The organism is Neobacillus sp. Soil_C_43 (assembly GCF_057656715.1).
Genome location: NZ_JBDGJV010000001.1, coordinates 460,582 through 474,795 on the forward strand (window position 1 = coordinate 460,582; position 14,214 = coordinate 474,795).

The 14,214-nt window shown below is 37.1% G+C and carries 15 protein-coding genes and 2 pseudogenes; 3 read left to right on the top strand and 14 right to left on the bottom strand.

Features of this window, described 5'->3' with window-relative positions:
* Window positions 1-19: 19 nt before the first annotated feature.
* The 7 genes from AC3A54_RS02440 to AC3A54_RS02470 all read right to left on the bottom strand — a co-directional run bounded on the left by AC3A54_RS02440 (window position 20) and on the right by AC3A54_RS02470 (window position 6,480).
* The gene (locus AC3A54_RS02440; RefSeq protein ID WP_335546953.1) at window positions 20-1,015 is read right to left on the bottom strand and encodes a hypothetical protein; all 996 of its coding nucleotides are present in this window, start codon (window positions 1,013-1,015) and stop codon (window positions 20-22) included.
* Window positions 1,012-1,386: a hypothetical protein gene (locus AC3A54_RS02445; RefSeq protein ID WP_487653218.1), complete on the bottom strand. Its 375-nt coding sequence runs from the start codon at window positions 1,384-1,386 to the stop codon at window positions 1,012-1,014. The genes AC3A54_RS02440 and AC3A54_RS02445 overlap by 4 nt, the downstream gene beginning before the upstream one ends.
* Before the next feature lie 12 nt (window positions 1,387-1,398).
* Window positions 1,399-1,905: a cytochrome c-type biogenesis protein gene (locus AC3A54_RS02450; protein ID WP_335546957.1), complete on the bottom strand. Its 507-nt coding sequence runs from the start codon at window positions 1,903-1,905 to the stop codon at window positions 1,399-1,401.
* A gap of 1 nt (window position 1,906) precedes the next feature.
* Window positions 1,907-3,889, bottom strand: a complete 1,983-nt coding sequence (locus AC3A54_RS02455) for a heme lyase CcmF/NrfE family subunit (RefSeq protein ID WP_335529336.1) — start codon at window positions 3,887-3,889, stop codon at window positions 1,907-1,909.
* Window positions 3,890-3,914: 25 nt separating this feature from the next.
* Complete coding sequence (locus tag AC3A54_RS02460; protein WP_335546959.1) at window positions 3,915-4,367, bottom strand: cytochrome c maturation protein CcmE; 453 nt, start codon at window positions 4,365-4,367, stop codon at window positions 3,915-3,917.
* Between the two features lie 14 nt (window positions 4,368-4,381).
* Window positions 4,382-5,431 carry a hypothetical protein gene (locus tag AC3A54_RS02465; protein WP_487653219.1) on the bottom strand — a complete coding sequence of 350 codons (1,050 nt, stop codon included), beginning with the start codon at window positions 5,429-5,431 and terminating at the stop codon, window positions 4,382-4,384.
* Window positions 5,432-5,826: 395 nt separating this feature from the next.
* Entirely contained in the window at window positions 5,827-6,480 is a 654-nt protein-coding gene (locus AC3A54_RS02470; protein ID WP_487653220.1) for a c-type cytochrome, read from the bottom strand.
* Between AC3A54_RS02470 and AC3A54_RS02475 the strand changes: the two are divergent.
* Window positions 6,479-6,619, top strand: a pseudogene (locus tag AC3A54_RS02475) (hypothetical protein); the annotation flags it as partial. The gene AC3A54_RS02470 and the pseudogene AC3A54_RS02475 sit on opposite strands and share 2 nt — an antisense overlap.
* Here the strand turns inward: AC3A54_RS02475 and AC3A54_RS02480 are convergent.
* From AC3A54_RS02480 to AC3A54_RS02500, 5 genes and pseudogenes are all read right to left on the bottom strand, one after another.
* Window positions 6,557-6,937, bottom strand: a pseudogene (locus AC3A54_RS02480) (PCYCGC motif-containing (lipo)protein); the annotation flags it as partial. The pseudogenes AC3A54_RS02475 and AC3A54_RS02480 overlap by 63 nt on opposite strands.
* Window positions 6,938-7,096: 159 nt before the next feature.
* Entirely contained in the window at window positions 7,097-7,594 is a 498-nt protein-coding gene (locus tag AC3A54_RS02485; RefSeq protein WP_308083215.1) for a DUF6803 family protein, read from the bottom strand.
* Window positions 7,595-7,752: 158 nt separating this feature from the next.
* Entirely contained in the window at window positions 7,753-8,310 is a 558-nt protein-coding gene (efp, locus tag AC3A54_RS02490; RefSeq protein ID WP_308083214.1) for an elongation factor P, read from the bottom strand.
* 21 nt (window positions 8,311-8,331) lie between these two features.
* The gene (locus AC3A54_RS02495) at window positions 8,332-9,393 is read right to left on the bottom strand and encodes a M24 family metallopeptidase (protein ID WP_335547667.1); all 1,062 of its coding nucleotides are present in this window, start codon (window positions 9,391-9,393) and stop codon (window positions 8,332-8,334) included.
* Between the two features lie 75 nt (window positions 9,394-9,468).
* On the bottom strand, window positions 9,469-9,966 hold the full coding sequence (locus tag AC3A54_RS02500; protein ID WP_335547665.1) for a YqhR family membrane protein: 498 nt from the start codon (window positions 9,964-9,966) through the stop codon (window positions 9,469-9,471).
* Between the two features lie 282 nt (window positions 9,967-10,248).
* On the opposite strand from AC3A54_RS02500, the gene AC3A54_RS02505 reads away from it, so the two are divergent.
* Together AC3A54_RS02505 and AC3A54_RS02510 are read left to right on the top strand one after the other, a co-directional pair.
* A complete protein-coding gene (locus AC3A54_RS02505; protein WP_308083210.1) occupies window positions 10,249-11,193 on the top strand; it encodes a DUF1385 domain-containing protein in 945 nt (314 codons plus the stop codon).
* A gap of 58 nt (window positions 11,194-11,251) precedes the next feature.
* Window positions 11,252-11,644: an SA1362 family protein gene (locus AC3A54_RS02510; protein ID WP_335547663.1), complete on the top strand. Its 393-nt coding sequence runs from the start codon at window positions 11,252-11,254 to the stop codon at window positions 11,642-11,644.
* Between the two features lie 27 nt (window positions 11,645-11,671).
* Here the strand turns inward: AC3A54_RS02510 and AC3A54_RS02515 are convergent, their stop codons facing one another.
* Together AC3A54_RS02515 and splB are read right to left on the bottom strand one after the other, a co-directional pair.
* Window positions 11,672-12,556 (bottom strand): patatin-like phospholipase family protein, encoded by an 885-nt coding sequence (locus AC3A54_RS02515; protein WP_487653221.1) that lies wholly within the window; start codon window positions 12,554-12,556, stop codon window positions 11,672-11,674.
* Between the two features lie 86 nt (window positions 12,557-12,642).
* Entirely contained in the window at window positions 12,643-13,668 is a 1,026-nt protein-coding gene (gene splB, locus AC3A54_RS02520) for a spore photoproduct lyase (RefSeq protein ID WP_487653222.1), read from the bottom strand.
* Window positions 13,669-14,214: the final 546 nt, after the last annotated feature.

The following is a 14,214-nucleotide window of genomic DNA, read 5'->3' on the forward strand; positions in this document are numbered from 1 at the left end:
GTCCCTCCCATTCCAGCTGCTATTCAACATAGTTACGTAAATTTAATTTCACTTGGACTAAATGCTGTTTATAAGCAGCAAGCTTTGCGTGATAGTCGTTCTCTGATAGCTTTCCATCACCAAAGGTCTCTTCTAACTCGATAATCTTATCTAGAATAGCCTTTTGCTTAGCCATTAGCTGCTTAAAGGCTTTTTCTTCTTTATCAGCACCTAGTCGTTCTTCTTCTAATCTCGCTTTTCTTCTAAAGTAAGCATAGTAAGAAATACCCGCAATTAAAATAGCACCAATAATGATTAGAAAGACGTGAGGATTAAAACGATGTAATGGAGACTGTGCCCACATCCTTAAATGACCTGGATTATGAAAAGCAGGTGCAGTGTGTGTGACTGAACTATTGTTTGCATTTTCACTTGCATTTTGACTCTTAGCCGTTGTATCCGATGGTGGCTGAACATCTTTGTTGTACACCATTGTGAAAGTTTGGTTTGCTTTAATACCTTCTATGCTATAGCCAAAATAATTTTGGTCATCAAATTTGAAGAGCCCTTGGCTCGTTGCCTCTATGCCCTTTACTTCAATGCTTCCCATACCTTCTGGCACAAGAATCTGCATCATTTGAACTGAGTAATCTGCTGTTATATTGATTTCTTCTCCCTTTGGCATTCTGTAGCTATACGGAAGGACCATTGTTTGATTTGCTGGAACCGGTGTGGTTGTAATAAAGCCTTTATCAACCTCTTTAAAAGCAATCTTGTTATCTAGAAAATTTAGATCTTTGGCTCCTTTTGGAATGGAGACATTTAATACTGCCTCACCTTGCCCACTCCCTTTATATTCCTCACCTGACGTATTAGAATAGTTCACCATATTCATCATATTGGTTGATCCATCTTCAGCTGGACTGACCACAATATAATGCATATCAACGGTAACCTTTGAATCAGATGCCGCCAAACCGTGGAACGGTAGTAGCAGCATCAGTCCAAGGAAGAAGACTGTGATTTTCTTGATCACTTTCCTTCCCCCTTTTTATTTTTATAGCTTTGCATTTGTTCCTCGATTTCTTTTTCTATTTCTGCCATTAAATCAACATCAACACTTTTATCAATCAATTGTTCTTCTTCCTTCATGATACTTGCAACTTCTGTTTCGTATTGTCTCTTTAAAACCTTATAATCAGTGTGCGATATTTTATCCATCTTGTATTCAAATTCTATCTCGTTAAGAGTGGTCAAGAGAGCTTCTTTGGTTGTCCCTATATCCTGAGTTTTTGTGCTAGTAGTTATATACGCATCCCACTTAAACAATGGTGACAATATTAAAAATAGACAAGTCAGCGCTATTGCTGCTGTAAAAATCATCGAGATGATTGAAATATCCTGCATTTTGTTCACATCCTAAAGATACTTTTTGCGTTCTTCATCGATCATGGAAGAAAGGATTTCTCCTTCAACTTCATCCTTTGTGTCCTCGTATTCAGAGACAGCCTCTTCAGTTCCTCTTTTTTTCACCCATTTACGAATGATCATAAATACTGCGATTGCTGCTGCTCCTAACACAACAAAGGGTAGAATCCAAGCTGTTAAACTAAATCCGCTTTTTTCCGGTGACGTCAAGATCTCTTCACCGTAAATATTGACATAATATTCACGAATTTTATCTTTATCCCAGCCCTTGTTCATCATCTCTACTAAATCTTTTTTAAAATCGGTAGTGAGACTGCACGTATTGGGGTCACATTCATAATGATCCTGCCCACAGCCGCATGTACAGGCAAATTGCTGGGCAACTGCTTTAAATTCTGCAGATTTATAGTCAATTTGTTTTGCCGCTTCCACTCGGATGAATGAACCTTGGAAGATAAACGCAAGGATGAGGAGCCCTATATAAAGTTTGTTTCTCATATTAAGACACCTCTCTTCGTACTCCTGTGTATCTTGGAGTGACATTTTGATATTTTCCATTCCAAATGGCGAAAAGTGCACCGATAACAATCATAAAGGAACCAAACCATAACCAGTTCATCATTGGGTTTACTTTTACAACAAATGTAGCCTTTCCATCATCTTCCCATGCACTAAGGACGATATATAAATCTTCCTTAACCGATGAAATAATAGCTACCTCAGAAGATGGCTGCTCCCAGTTACCATAAAATACTTTTTCCGGTTGGAATGTGCCAAGCTTCTTACCATTCCTAAACACGGTAACGTCTGCATAGACAATATCGTTAATTCCTTCTTTTTTCTGGTCAAGGCGATCATAGTTAATGCGATAGTCCTTTAACTCAATAGACTGACCTAGTGCTACTGTTTTCATTGTCTCTAAATCATAGTTTTGTGAACCGATAATCCCCATCGTAATGAATGCGATGCCAAGGTGAACAATATATCCTCCATAGCGGCGGCGATTACGTATCATTAATCTATAAAGTGCTACAAGAGGTGCTTCTTTCGTCATCTTCCGTCTAGCTTTCACACCTCTATAAAACTCTAAATAATGAGTAACTAGTAATAGAATAATAACCCCATATCCAATGACAGCCCATGCCTTTTGGATCCCTAAAACAACCATTAGAATCATTCCAACAACAGCAAGTATGGATGGAATTAAGAAGTTTTTCCTAAGGTTTTTTACAGTAGAACGCTGCCAAGCAAGCATTGGACAAACAGCCATAACAAACATCATGGATAATAGTATTGGTGCCTCTACTTTATTAAAGAATGGTAGACCCACTGTCACCTTTGTTCCGCGAACTGCTTCTGATACTAATGGGAAAATGGTTCCCCAGAATACAGCAAAAGCTGCGCCAACAAGTAAAAGATTGTTAACTAGGAAACTACTTTCTTTCGAAACAAAAGAATTAAATTCACCTGCACTACGTTTTAACAGGTTGTAACGACTCATTAACACATAAAGGGCTAGAATAACGGCAATCCCCATGAAGATTAAAAAGTATAATCCTAGGTTTGAATTGGCAAATGCATGAACAGATGTTAGGACACCGCTTCGGACTAGGAATGTACCAAATAGTGTTAGTGCATATGAAACAATGATTAAGCTGATATTCCATATTTTCAGCATGTTTTTTCGTTCTTGAATCATCACGGAATGAAGGAAGGCAGTGGCCGTTAACCATGGCATAAAGGAGGCATTTTCTACTGGATCCCATGCCCAGTAACCACCCCATCCAAGCTCAACATACGCCCATTGTCCCCCGAAAATATTCCCAAGACTTAAAAATAACCAGGCAATAATCGTCCAACGTCTTGTCATCTTAATCCAAAAATCATCAACATTCTTTAAAATCAATGCTGCCATTGCAAAAGCGAATGGAATAGCAAGACCAACATACCCAAGATAAAGCGTAACTGGATGAATAATCATCCCAGGGTTCTGAAGCATTGGATTTAAGCCCTTACCTTCAATCGGAATTTCATTTAATAATACGAATGGTTTTGCTACAAACCCAAGGATAAAGAAGAAGAATACCGCATTTGCCATAAGAATGGCTGAAATATAGGGTACCATCGGATTTCCTCTCATTTTCCTTGAAAAGACAATCATCACAGTGTAAAGCGTTAAGAAAAATGTCCAAAGTAATAATGAACCAGCATTACCTGCCCATAAGGCAGTAAGCTTGTAAATAATCGGAAGCTCGCTACTTGTATAATCATGAACATATTCATACTGGAACTGTGATGATGCTAAAAGGTAGAACAAGGAGAGCATTGCTAGTGATGAACAAACAAGTAATGCAATCACTCCACCTTTACCACTATTTATGAACCTTTGATTTTTTGTACTAATCCCCAATGTTAGAATGAGGAGTGTATAAATGGCAATGGCTAAACCTATATAAATTGTTGCATTAGCAAATAAATACATTTCGTCACCTTCTTACGTTAGCCTATTATTTTTCTTTCGGTGGTTGATTTAACTTTTCTTTATGTGATTCAGGATCATAATCTTTCATATCTTTTCCTTCGTATTTAGAAGGACATCTTGTTTTTACTGTTTCTGCTTCAAAAGTGTCTTTTTTTGTTGGAGCTCCCTGAAGAATAGTTATCACACCTTCAGAAAAGTTATCTGGTTTAGGTCCGTTATGAATCACATGCATAACATTACCGTCATTGTCTTTTACATCAAACTTAAGTTCAATTTTGTCTGGATTCCACTTAATGGTATCTTCCATTAATAGCCCTTCTACCGTTACAAAATCATCTTTATGTTGATTCTGGGTAGCCAGCAGTTCCTTCAGCGTTAATTCGACTCCACTTGACCCAGGTGTTGCAGCCATAAGCAAGAAAACGATGGCAGCAGCGATAACAAAGCCGCCAAGCATAACAATCGTATTTTTCTTCATTCACTTTCACCTCATTAGATAAGTTTTTTCATTTCTTCTTCGTACATTTCTTGGTCTATCTTTCCGGTTAAAAGCTTTTTACGCAGTTCTTTCTTTTCTTCAGCGTTTGTTGACTTATCTTCTTTTTTGACAGACGTTTTCTTCGGCTGTTGTTTAGTATGTTTTGAACTCTTAGCTGCTGCTTTGGACGATTGTGTATGTCCCTTTAACCCCAAGAAAACAAAGAGACCAGCAATAATGATCGCAATCCCAATGATTGATGCTCCTCCAACTCCAATGATTGGACGTGTTGTGTTTTTAGATCCTCCACTTTTCACTTGGTCTGTCGCAGTCACACCACTGTGGTTTTCATCATTTGGGGGCTGTTGTTTGTTAATCGCCTCCATGGTAGATTCTGTCCCGTCTTTCTTATATGAGAAGGAATACTTCAAATTATCTCCGACTTTTACATTTTTATATTGGTAGTAATAGAGTTCCTCACCATATTCACTTTTTGAATTATTATCTGCTTTCGGCTCAAGTTGGATATCCTTCGCATTCATTGGAGCATAAAAGATGACATCTAATAGTTCAATATCAGCATTATGAATAAGTTCATATGTAAAACTTTTTTTGTTTTTAACTTCAACGGATTTGGTATAGTATTCGATGACAAATTTGTATGTTTCGTTATTTTTTATTGCTTTTGCTGGTTTCCAAGAAATAATTCCTTTTTCTTTATCCACATCATAAGGCCGCTGTACTTCCGGCTTATTTTCTTCTGGAAATTCTGCTACTAGATTGGCCTCAAATCCTTTTTCCATTGCTGGTACTGGAATTTCTATTTTTCCGTCATAATCTTGGCCGCTCTTATTTGTAATTGTTCCGTACTGGCCTACTAATAAGGAAGGAATATCTCTTGACCATCCCTCAGGGTAATCAAATTCAGGCATTACTTGAATTTGCATTTCTTTAAATGGGAACTTCTCCGCTTGAAATGTCATTTCCGCACTTGCCTTTGGGATCATGTAACTAGATACAAATAATACAATAACGAAAAATGCGAATAATTTTTTCTTAAGCATATTTATCCTCCTTGAGTGGAATTCTTATCACGATTAGCACTAATTTCCACTATAGTCCTCTTTGAAATAAATATAATCGTTATCAGCCCCTCGTTGTTGAACCACTTTTGTACATTTTGTTAAAGGGTTAAAATCGTTGCGATTTCGTCAAAAAACCACCACAAAATGTTCACATTTATTAGATTCTTAAAAATTTAGATTGGTAGACTTAAGTATCTAGTCCCTATTTCACAGATAGACTCTCTAATGAGTACTATAAACCTAATCCTTTTTTACTACCCGGTTGGAAAATGAACATTTTGTTAAACCTTGTTATTTTTACAATTTATCGTAGGAAATTCCATTTTTAAAAAAGTAAAACCCTGGATCCAGTCGGATTCAGGGTTTTACTTTTCTTATTTCTGTTCAAGGGACCGAATATATGTCACGATATCCGTAATGTCCTCTTTTTTAAGCTGACGAGCCCCTTCAAGTCCCTTTAATGACGGACCCATACGTGTTTCCTCTCTGCCGTAAGCCGTGCTAATCCAAATTTGCTTATCGCTTGTATACTTTAAATACTGTGGATTGGCTAATGCTGTTCCCATTTTTAATTTTCCAGCACCCGCTTCGCCGTGACAATTAAGACAATATAAATTATATTGTGCTTTTCCACGTTCTAGGTCCCCAGCAATGGTTTTAGGAACATCAAACTTCATTTCTTCTGTTTGCCAATCTCTTATAAAAGCAACTAAATTAGTTAACTCTTTTTCTGACAATCTTGGTCCATAAGCAGGCATGCCTGTACCTTCTCGTCCGTATTTAACATAATTATACAAGTCTTTATCAGAAACGGAACTTAAGAATTTCTGACTGTTAATGGCTGTCCCTGCGTTTGCCCCTTCACCTCTACCGGTTTCTCCATGACAAACAAGACAGTTTTTTTTATACAGTTTTTCACCCGCCGTAACAGCTTTGGAGCTATTCCCTTCAAACAAGTGACTATTATTTATGCAGACAATAATTCCAATAATAATCAAAATATAACTTCCGATTAATATCTTTTTCATGGGTTACTCCTTACTTTGGCTCAGGTGTTGGAGTTGGTTCCCCAAAGTCTTTATATTTTTCTGTAATCAACTGATAAATCTTTTTAGGACTTTTACCGTCAAGATGCATTTCGATCGCCTCCCGGGCGATATCTATACAGACGTCTCACGATATACTCATGGAGTCCCATTCTTTTACAGCATTATCTGGACCCATTTCATCAATATAACAATCTAGATTACTTTTATGACCATCTTGGGCAAAACATCCGCAATAGCAAGGTACCTGTGCTATTACCTCCGGATAAGTTGCAGCCAAAACATATGTCTCTTGAATCTTTTCTGAAGAATTCAATACATAATCAGGTAATGGTTTATGCTTTTTATCGAGGGTAACGTCTTCCATTTTTGAACTACAACCCGCTGCTACGATCGCAATTAAAATGAAGAGGAACAAAAAAGATGTGATTCGTTTCATAATCAGTTCACCCCTTCCATGAATATATTTACTAGTTTATTTTAGCAAAAACTAATTTGCCTAACGGTTGTAAATTCTTACTATTTAGTGAAGTTTTTATGATAGTAAAAGTAAAAATAATATATTCAAATGGTAGAGAGGCTCCTCTTTGACAACAAACTACATATTCATCATGTCATGCCCGGAATGGCTACTTGACCCAATAGAGGGATCAACCATCCCGAATATCATCGCTACGTGTGCAACAACAAGGAACATGCCCACAAAAAACGAATGGATTTTCAGTTTTTGTTCATCGGTTCTATTTTTGTAAATGATCCCCATATCAAGTAGTGCCATACCTAGTAATGGTACGATTCCTAAAAGGTAAAAGGTAACCGCAACTACATCAATCCAGCCCTTCCATTCACCATTTATTGTTAATGGGATATAGGCTGTCTTCATTAAGTAAAGGAAAATTCCTGTGAAATATAAACCTGCAAATATACTAACTACCTTATTTACTTTTCTTAAGGTACCACCTAAATTTCTTGTAAATAGTATACCGAGTTCTGTGATGGCTATAGTTTCAGCACATATAACCGGAATGGCCATAAAGATAATTAAATTCCACGGCTGATTGTCTGCTAATAATCCCATATAATGCGTCATGTTCATGTTCATCTTCTCCTTTATTTTGTCTACACCATTAATGTAAAAAATAAATGTGCAGAAACTTAGCAGAAACTATGGAGAAATTGTTAAAGATTGTTTGAATCCCAGTAAAAAAGCCTTAATCCGATATTTCGGACTAAGGCTTACGAATTTTATTTTAATTATGCTCTTGAAACATAAGATGCTTCAGTTGTATTGATAATTAATTTATCCCCTTGGTTAATAAAGAATGGAACTTGAACGCTTAGTCCTGTTTCAAGGATAGCAGGCTTCGTTCCGCCTGAAGCTGTGTCACCTTTAATTCCTGGTTCAGTTTCAGTAACTTCTAAAACAACTGTGTTTGGCAATTCCACGCCAAGTGTTTCATGACCAAACATCATGATGTGAACTTCCATGTTTTCTTTTAAGAACTTTAATTCATACTCAATGTTGTTAGCAGGTAGTTCCACTTGTTCGTAGGATTCCATATCCATAAATACGTGTTGGTCTCCGCTAGCATAAAGGTATTGCATTTTGCGATTATCGATTTGTGCTTTTTCTACTTTCTCACCAGCACGGAATGTTTTTTCTTGAATTGCTCCATTACGAAGGTTACGTAGTTTAGAACGGACAAAAGCCGCACCTTTACCTGGCTTTACGTGTTGGAAATCAATAACTCTCCACAGACCGTTATCTACTTCAATTGTTAACCCTGTTTTAAAATCGTTAACAGAAATCATGTAAGTTCCTCCTAAAATTCATTACAATATAATTAGTTCTTTTGTAGAATGAGTAAGTGCCTCATTGTGAGTAGTAGTAATCAATGTATCGTCCTCAATCCGAACACCGCCAAGGCCTGGGATATAAATACCCGGTTCACAGGTTACAACCATGCCTGGTTCTAAAATAATATCTGATTTTGTTGAAAGACCAGGGCCTTCATGTACCTCAAGACCTATACCGTGCCCAGTTGAATGCCCAAAATATTCACCATAACCTTTTTCTGTTATGTAGTCTCTTGTTAGTGCATCTGCTTGCTTACCAGTCATTCCAGGCTTAATTCCAGCCATACCTCGAGCCTGTGCTTCAAAAACAATTTCATAAATTTCTTTTAGCTTTGCATCAGGTTCTCCAACAGCAACTGTCCTAGTTATATCAGAAACATATCCATTGTAATACGCACCATAGTCTAGTGTAACAACATCTCCCGCCTCAATCACTTTGTTGCTAGCAACACCATGTGGAAGCGCTGAACGATGCCCGGAAGCAACAATCGTATCAAATGATGATGAAGTTGCACCAGCTCTTCTCATAAAGAACTCTAGTTCATTCGATACCTCTAATTCAGTTTTTCCAGGACGAATGAAGTCTAAAATATGTTTAAAAGCCGCATCAGCAATATCTGCTGCTACCTTTAATATCTTAATCTCTGCATCAGTCTTAATCAAGCGTAACTTTTCAATTACACCAGAAATCGGGACAAGTTCAGCTTCGATTTCTTTCTCATATAATTTAAAGGAAGAGTAAGTTAGAAAATCCTCTTCAAATCCAAGCTTTTGAATACCTAAGTTCTTTGCTTGCTGTGCGACTTCCTCTGGAATGGATCCAGAGAATTTAATAATCTCGAAACCTTCGCATTGCTTCGAAGCCTGCTCGGTATAGCGGAAATCTGTAATAAACAAAGCTTTATCCGCACTAATTAAAACCACACCAGCTGAGCCTGTAAAATTTGATATGTAGCGGCGATTAAATGGGCTGGTTATTACTAACCCATCAATCCCATGTGTTGAAAAATAAGATCTTAGTTTTTCTATTTTTTCCATTACTCTCCACTCTCCTTTTGTTCAATGAGGACAAAAATATTTTATCACAACCTACCCAATCCGACTAATCGAAACTTACGTTGTGGCCTCTTTCTCTTGTACTTTACTAAGTTCATACTCATAATTGATGGAATATCCAATAAAAATCCCATATATGCTGAATAAACATACTGAAGTAATAATCGTGTCCCTGCTTAAATCAAAAAGTGGTTTAATACTTGGAATTAATGGATTAAGAACAAAAAATACCAATAAGAATAAAACAATCCCGTAACCCCATCCAAACCATATACCTTTAACTTTTCTCAGGGTAAAATAATAAACATATGCAACAATGACTGATAACACACCCATGAGAAAAATAGAAATAACAGTTCCTAGCCATCCTTTTTTCCAATCTCCCAATGTCCAAGGTTCCAGTATGGCATTAGGGGCTACATCTGTAAAATTAAAAAAATAGCTAATATAACCAATTGTACCCCAAAAAATCCCTCCAAATAAACCTGTCCAAAAAACCAGTGCAACAAAAGACATGGGTTTTGGATAATCTAACTTCTTTATTTCTTTAACCATTGTGTCATAACCCCCGTACATTTTTTGTTAATTGGAACTGAATTCTCATCAAATTACTCACTTCTTCATATTCCTTTATAAATAGAAAGCTGAAATTCCTTCATTATTATGTCCTTTAGAATTCCAATCCTTGCATGAAAATAATTTTTTACGGATTTTAAATGTAAAAATTATGTCATTCCTAGAGGTTTTTTCATTTTTCTAGTAGAATACATTTAAGTACAAACAGATTTATCTTTTTCTGCTATTGTGCAACTTTGTTATAGGTTGGTGTTAATAACCATGTCTAAATCTCAAAAACCTGTTTATGGCGGCCAAGCGGTCGTGGAAGGCGTAATGTTTGGCGGTAAACATCATTATGTTACCGCAATTCGCAGGAAAGATCGTTCTGTAGAATATTTTCATTTACCTCGTAAGGAAAACCCTTACCTAACAAGCTTAAAAAAGATTCCATTTATTCGTGGAATAATCGCAATTATTGAAGCAAGTGCAAATGGGTCAAAGCACTTAAACTTTTCCACAGAGAGATTTGATGTCGATCCAAAGGATGATGAGACCATAAAGGAAAAAGAAGTCTCAAAGTTATCTATGTATCTTGGGGTAGCGGTTATTGGGGTCCTCTCATTCTTATTTGGAAAATTTGCTTTTACATTAATACCTGTATTTTTAGCTGTACTAACCAAGCCAATTTTTCCATCCGATTTTGCCCAAGTCCTTGTAGAAGGGTTCTTTAAGCTATTGCTGCTACTTTGTTATATATATTTCGTTTCCCTTACACCTCTTATCAAGAGGGTGTTTCAATATCATGGTGCAGAGCATAAAGTAATTAATACCTTCGAAGCAGGTGTTGAGTTAACGGTTGAAAATGTTCAGGCACATTCCCGCCTTCACTACCGATGTGGCAGTAGTTTCATCTTATTTACAGTCATTGTTGGTGTATTTGTCTACATGTTGGTACCTACAACACCACTTTGGTTAAGGGTCGTGGATCGTCTTCTTTTGATACCTGTTGTATTAGGTATTGCTTTTGAAGTTTTACAAATTACTAACAAACTAAGAGATATACCTGTTTTAAAGTACTTAGGCCTTCCAGGTCTTTGGTTACAACTTTTAACGACTAAAGAACCAAACGATGACCAAGTGGAAGTTGCGATTCTTTCCTTTAAAGAATTATTAAAAAGAGAAAAAGAATCTGAATATGATATGAAAAGTGAGGAAATTGTCTAAATCTTTTATTCTACAGTGTTTAAAAGAGGAAAAAAATGCTTAAGATGCTCTTAGGGAGGTGGCTTTCTTGAAAAATCGGACATCATTTTTTGTCATTGGTGGACTTATCATTTTAGCTCTGGTTGGCCTATTCGGTTCATTTACAGCTAACCCTGCCGGTTTCATTCAGAGAATTGCTATCATCGCATTGATCGGTTTAGCTATTTATTTTCTTGTTCGTAAATTTTCAATTTCGAGCCCTCAGAAAAAAGAGCAGCGGGCATTTCTTAAAGCAGCGAAAAAATCAAAAAAACGATTACAGCAAAAGAGCGGAGACGCTACTATGAAAAGCTCTTCTCTTGGGACGTTAACAACATTAAAGAAAAGCAACAAGACAAAAAAGAAATCTCCTGCTCATTTAACCGTCATCGACGGCAAAAAGGGGAAAAAGAAAAATCGAGCGTCCTTTTAGACACTCGATTTTTTCTTTCTACAGCTATTAATAACACCACTTATCCAAAAAATTCTTTGCCTGCTCCCGACCTACATCAATCAATCTCCGTTTTTTTTCCTCAGTAAGATGAAATTCAGTTAAAAAAACACCTTCTGCAGGAATAAAGATAATGTTCTTCACATGTTTTTTGGAGATGTATCTTGAATCATGCGCATCCTTCATCGTCTCAAATAATGCACCAAATAATTGAATCCCATTTTTTATTTTATGCTTCTCGTGCTCATAATCGCTAACACTTAACTTAATGCCAAGAACAGGCCTCATCTTTTGAACATTTTCCTGATCGAATAGCCACATAGGAAAATTGCTTAATACTCCTCCATCTACCAAAATGTTTACTCCATCCATTGATCGTAATCGAACGGGTTCAAAAAAATAAGGAACACTACAGCTCATTCTAATCGCTTTTGCAATGGAAAAAGAACCAGGAGAAATCCCGAATTTCGGTAAATCATTTGGAAGTACAACCATTTGTCCATTTGAGAGGTCTGATGCTATCACTCTAAGTGCATCCGGTGGTAGGTCTGAAAAGGTTCTTAACCCTTTGGCTTCGAGCTTCTCTTTCAACCATTTCTCAAGTTCATTTCCTTTATAAAGTCCTAACTTCCAATAAACTAACAACCATTTTGCAAATGGAAAAGGAATGACCAATTTTCGAGGATCGAGTAATTGTGTTAAATCAAGTTCATCCATTAATTGATATAATTCTTTACTCGTGTAGCCAGCAGCGATTAAGGCAGCAACAATGGAACCTGCACTTGTACCCGCTACTCTTACAAACTGCAGTCCTCTACTTTCAATTTCTTCGTAAGCACCAATTAGAGCAAACCCCTTTATGCCCCCTCCAGAAAAAACGCCGTCTATTTTCATGGCAGCCACTCCTAAAGATGAACTCATTGTTACATCTTTAAGCGCAAACATGTAAAAATAGTACGGCGGACAAGATTAAAATTTTTTTATGTGAAATATTGGACTTCTGATTGAGGGAAATATTCAGCTACATACTGACGGATAGTGGATTCCAAGTCTTTAGCCTCTTCATTTGGATAAACATATTTTCCTATCCCATAGCGTCCCCATTTATACTTTCGCTTCCCTTCATCCATTTCGAGCTTTGTTTTTGGGTACCGTTTGGCTATTACGTTTTTGGCCGGTTTTGTAAATCTGTGTTGAATGAGTTCAAATGTAAGATTAGGAATTTCTAGTCCTGCTAACTCATCACTTAATCTTTCGAATAATTCACGATATCCTACTTTCCAATCCTCATGCATATAGATTGGCGCTACAATAAACCCTAACGGATAACCAGCGTTAGCTACCTTTCTAGCTGCTTTCAATCGATCTTCAAACGAGGATGTTCCAGGTTCAAAGTTTTTTATGACATAGCGTGAATTTACGCTAAACCGAAACCGAGTTCTTCCATTGTGTTTCGCGTCTAAAAGGTGATCCACGTGATGAAACTTGGTCACAAAGCGTAGTTCTCCGAACTCTGTTTGTCCGATAAATTCAATGGTTTTCTTAAGAGAATGTGTTAAGTGATCTAAGCCAACAATATCCGATGTACAGGCTGCTTCGAATCGGGTAATTTCAGGCTTTCTTTCTTCCATATACTTCTCTGCCTGTGCAAAAATTTCATCTAAATTAACATATGTTCGAATATATGGTTTACTGCCAAGTGTTGTTTGTAGGTAACAGTAGTGGCAATGTCCCATACAGCCTGTAGCCAATGGAATGGCATACTCTGCAGAAGGTTTCGATGTATCAAATTTTAATGTTCGTCTGATTCCAACCACCAGTGTAGATTTTGCATTTCGATATTGCTGTAATTCATTGTCTCCAGGTATTCCTCTAACCTGATTATGTGAAGTGGTTTCTCTTATCTCTAGCCCCATTTTTGTAAATTTTTCTTTTAGCTCCCTACCAAGTGGGTATTCTAATGCTTTCGGTTCAATGTAGACTAACTGTGGCATAAACGGTTCCATGGTCTCCCTCTTTTCTATGGTGTTTTTTTAGTAGTATTAGCTACAGAAGAGAAGTTAAAGAAAAGTGAGTAGGAACAATTATTTCCATTCTCCTTAGAATGGCCTGTTTGAATAATTTGATATTGTCATTTCCTATTTTGCACACTTTAAGGGCAATCGTTTTATGTTGTGTCTCATTCTTGTTTATGTCGAGGTTGGATTCGGGCAGCTTTGTTGTTCACAAAGCAAACCGTGTTAGAAGTTGCCGTGCTTCTGACAGTCTTTCGCTTTTTTCTGCCTACTCTGTCCGAAGTTGCCTTGACTTCTGACTGTCTTTCACTATTTTTCACCTACTCTGTCCGAAGTTGCCTTGACTTCTGACTGTCTTTCGCTTTTTTCTACCTACTCTGTCCAAAGTTGCCTTGACTTCTGACAGGCTTTCACTATTTTCTGCCTACTCTGTCCGAAGTTGCCTTGACTTCTGACTGTCTTTCACTATTTTCTGCCTACTCTGTCCGAAGTTGCCTTGACTTCTGACTGTCTTTCACTATTTTCTGCCTACTCTGT

Bases quoted from the DNA above. Each gene is read 5' to 3' on its own strand.
- AC3A54_RS02445 (WP_487653218.1), bottom strand. From the start codon at position 1,386: ATGCAGGATATTTCAATCATCTCGATGATTTTTACAGCAGCAATAGCG.
- AC3A54_RS02450 (WP_335546957.1), bottom strand. From the start codon at position 1,905: ATGAGAAACAAACTTTATATAGGGCTCCTCATCCTTGCGTTTATCTTC.
- AC3A54_RS02455 (WP_335529336.1), bottom strand. From the start codon at position 3,889: ATGTATTTATTTGCTAATGCAACAATTTATATAGGTTTAGCCATTGCC.
- AC3A54_RS02460 (WP_335546959.1), bottom strand. From the start codon at position 4,367: ATGAAGAAAAATACGATTGTTATGCTTGGCGGCTTTGTTATCGCTGCT.
- AC3A54_RS02465 (WP_487653219.1), bottom strand. From the start codon at position 5,431: ATGCTTAAGAAAAAATTATTCGCATTTTTCGTTATTGTATTATTTGTA.
- AC3A54_RS02470 (WP_487653220.1), bottom strand. From the start codon at position 6,480: ATGAAAAAGATATTAATCGGAAGTTATATTTTGATTATTATTGGAATT.
- AC3A54_RS02485 (WP_308083215.1), bottom strand. From the start codon at position 7,594: ATGAACATGACGCATTATATGGGATTATTAGCAGACAATCAGCCGTGG.
- efp (WP_308083214.1), bottom strand. From the start codon at position 8,310: ATGATTTCTGTTAACGATTTTAAAACAGGGTTAACAATTGAAGTAGAT.
- AC3A54_RS02495 (WP_335547667.1), bottom strand. From the start codon at position 9,393: ATGGAAAAAATAGAAAAACTAAGATCTTATTTTTCAACACATGGGATT.
- AC3A54_RS02500 (WP_335547665.1), bottom strand. From the start codon at position 9,966: ATGGTTAAAGAAATAAAGAAGTTAGATTATCCAAAACCCATGTCTTTT.
- AC3A54_RS02505 (WP_308083210.1), top strand. From the start codon at position 10,249: ATGTCTAAATCTCAAAAACCTGTTTATGGCGGCCAAGCGGTCGTGGAA.
- AC3A54_RS02515 (WP_487653221.1), bottom strand. From the start codon at position 12,556: ATGAAAATAGACGGCGTTTTTTCTGGAGGGGGCATAAAGGGGTTTGCT.
- splB (WP_487653222.1), bottom strand. From the start codon at position 13,668: ATGGAACCGTTTATGCCACAGTTAGTCTACATTGAACCGAAAGCATTA.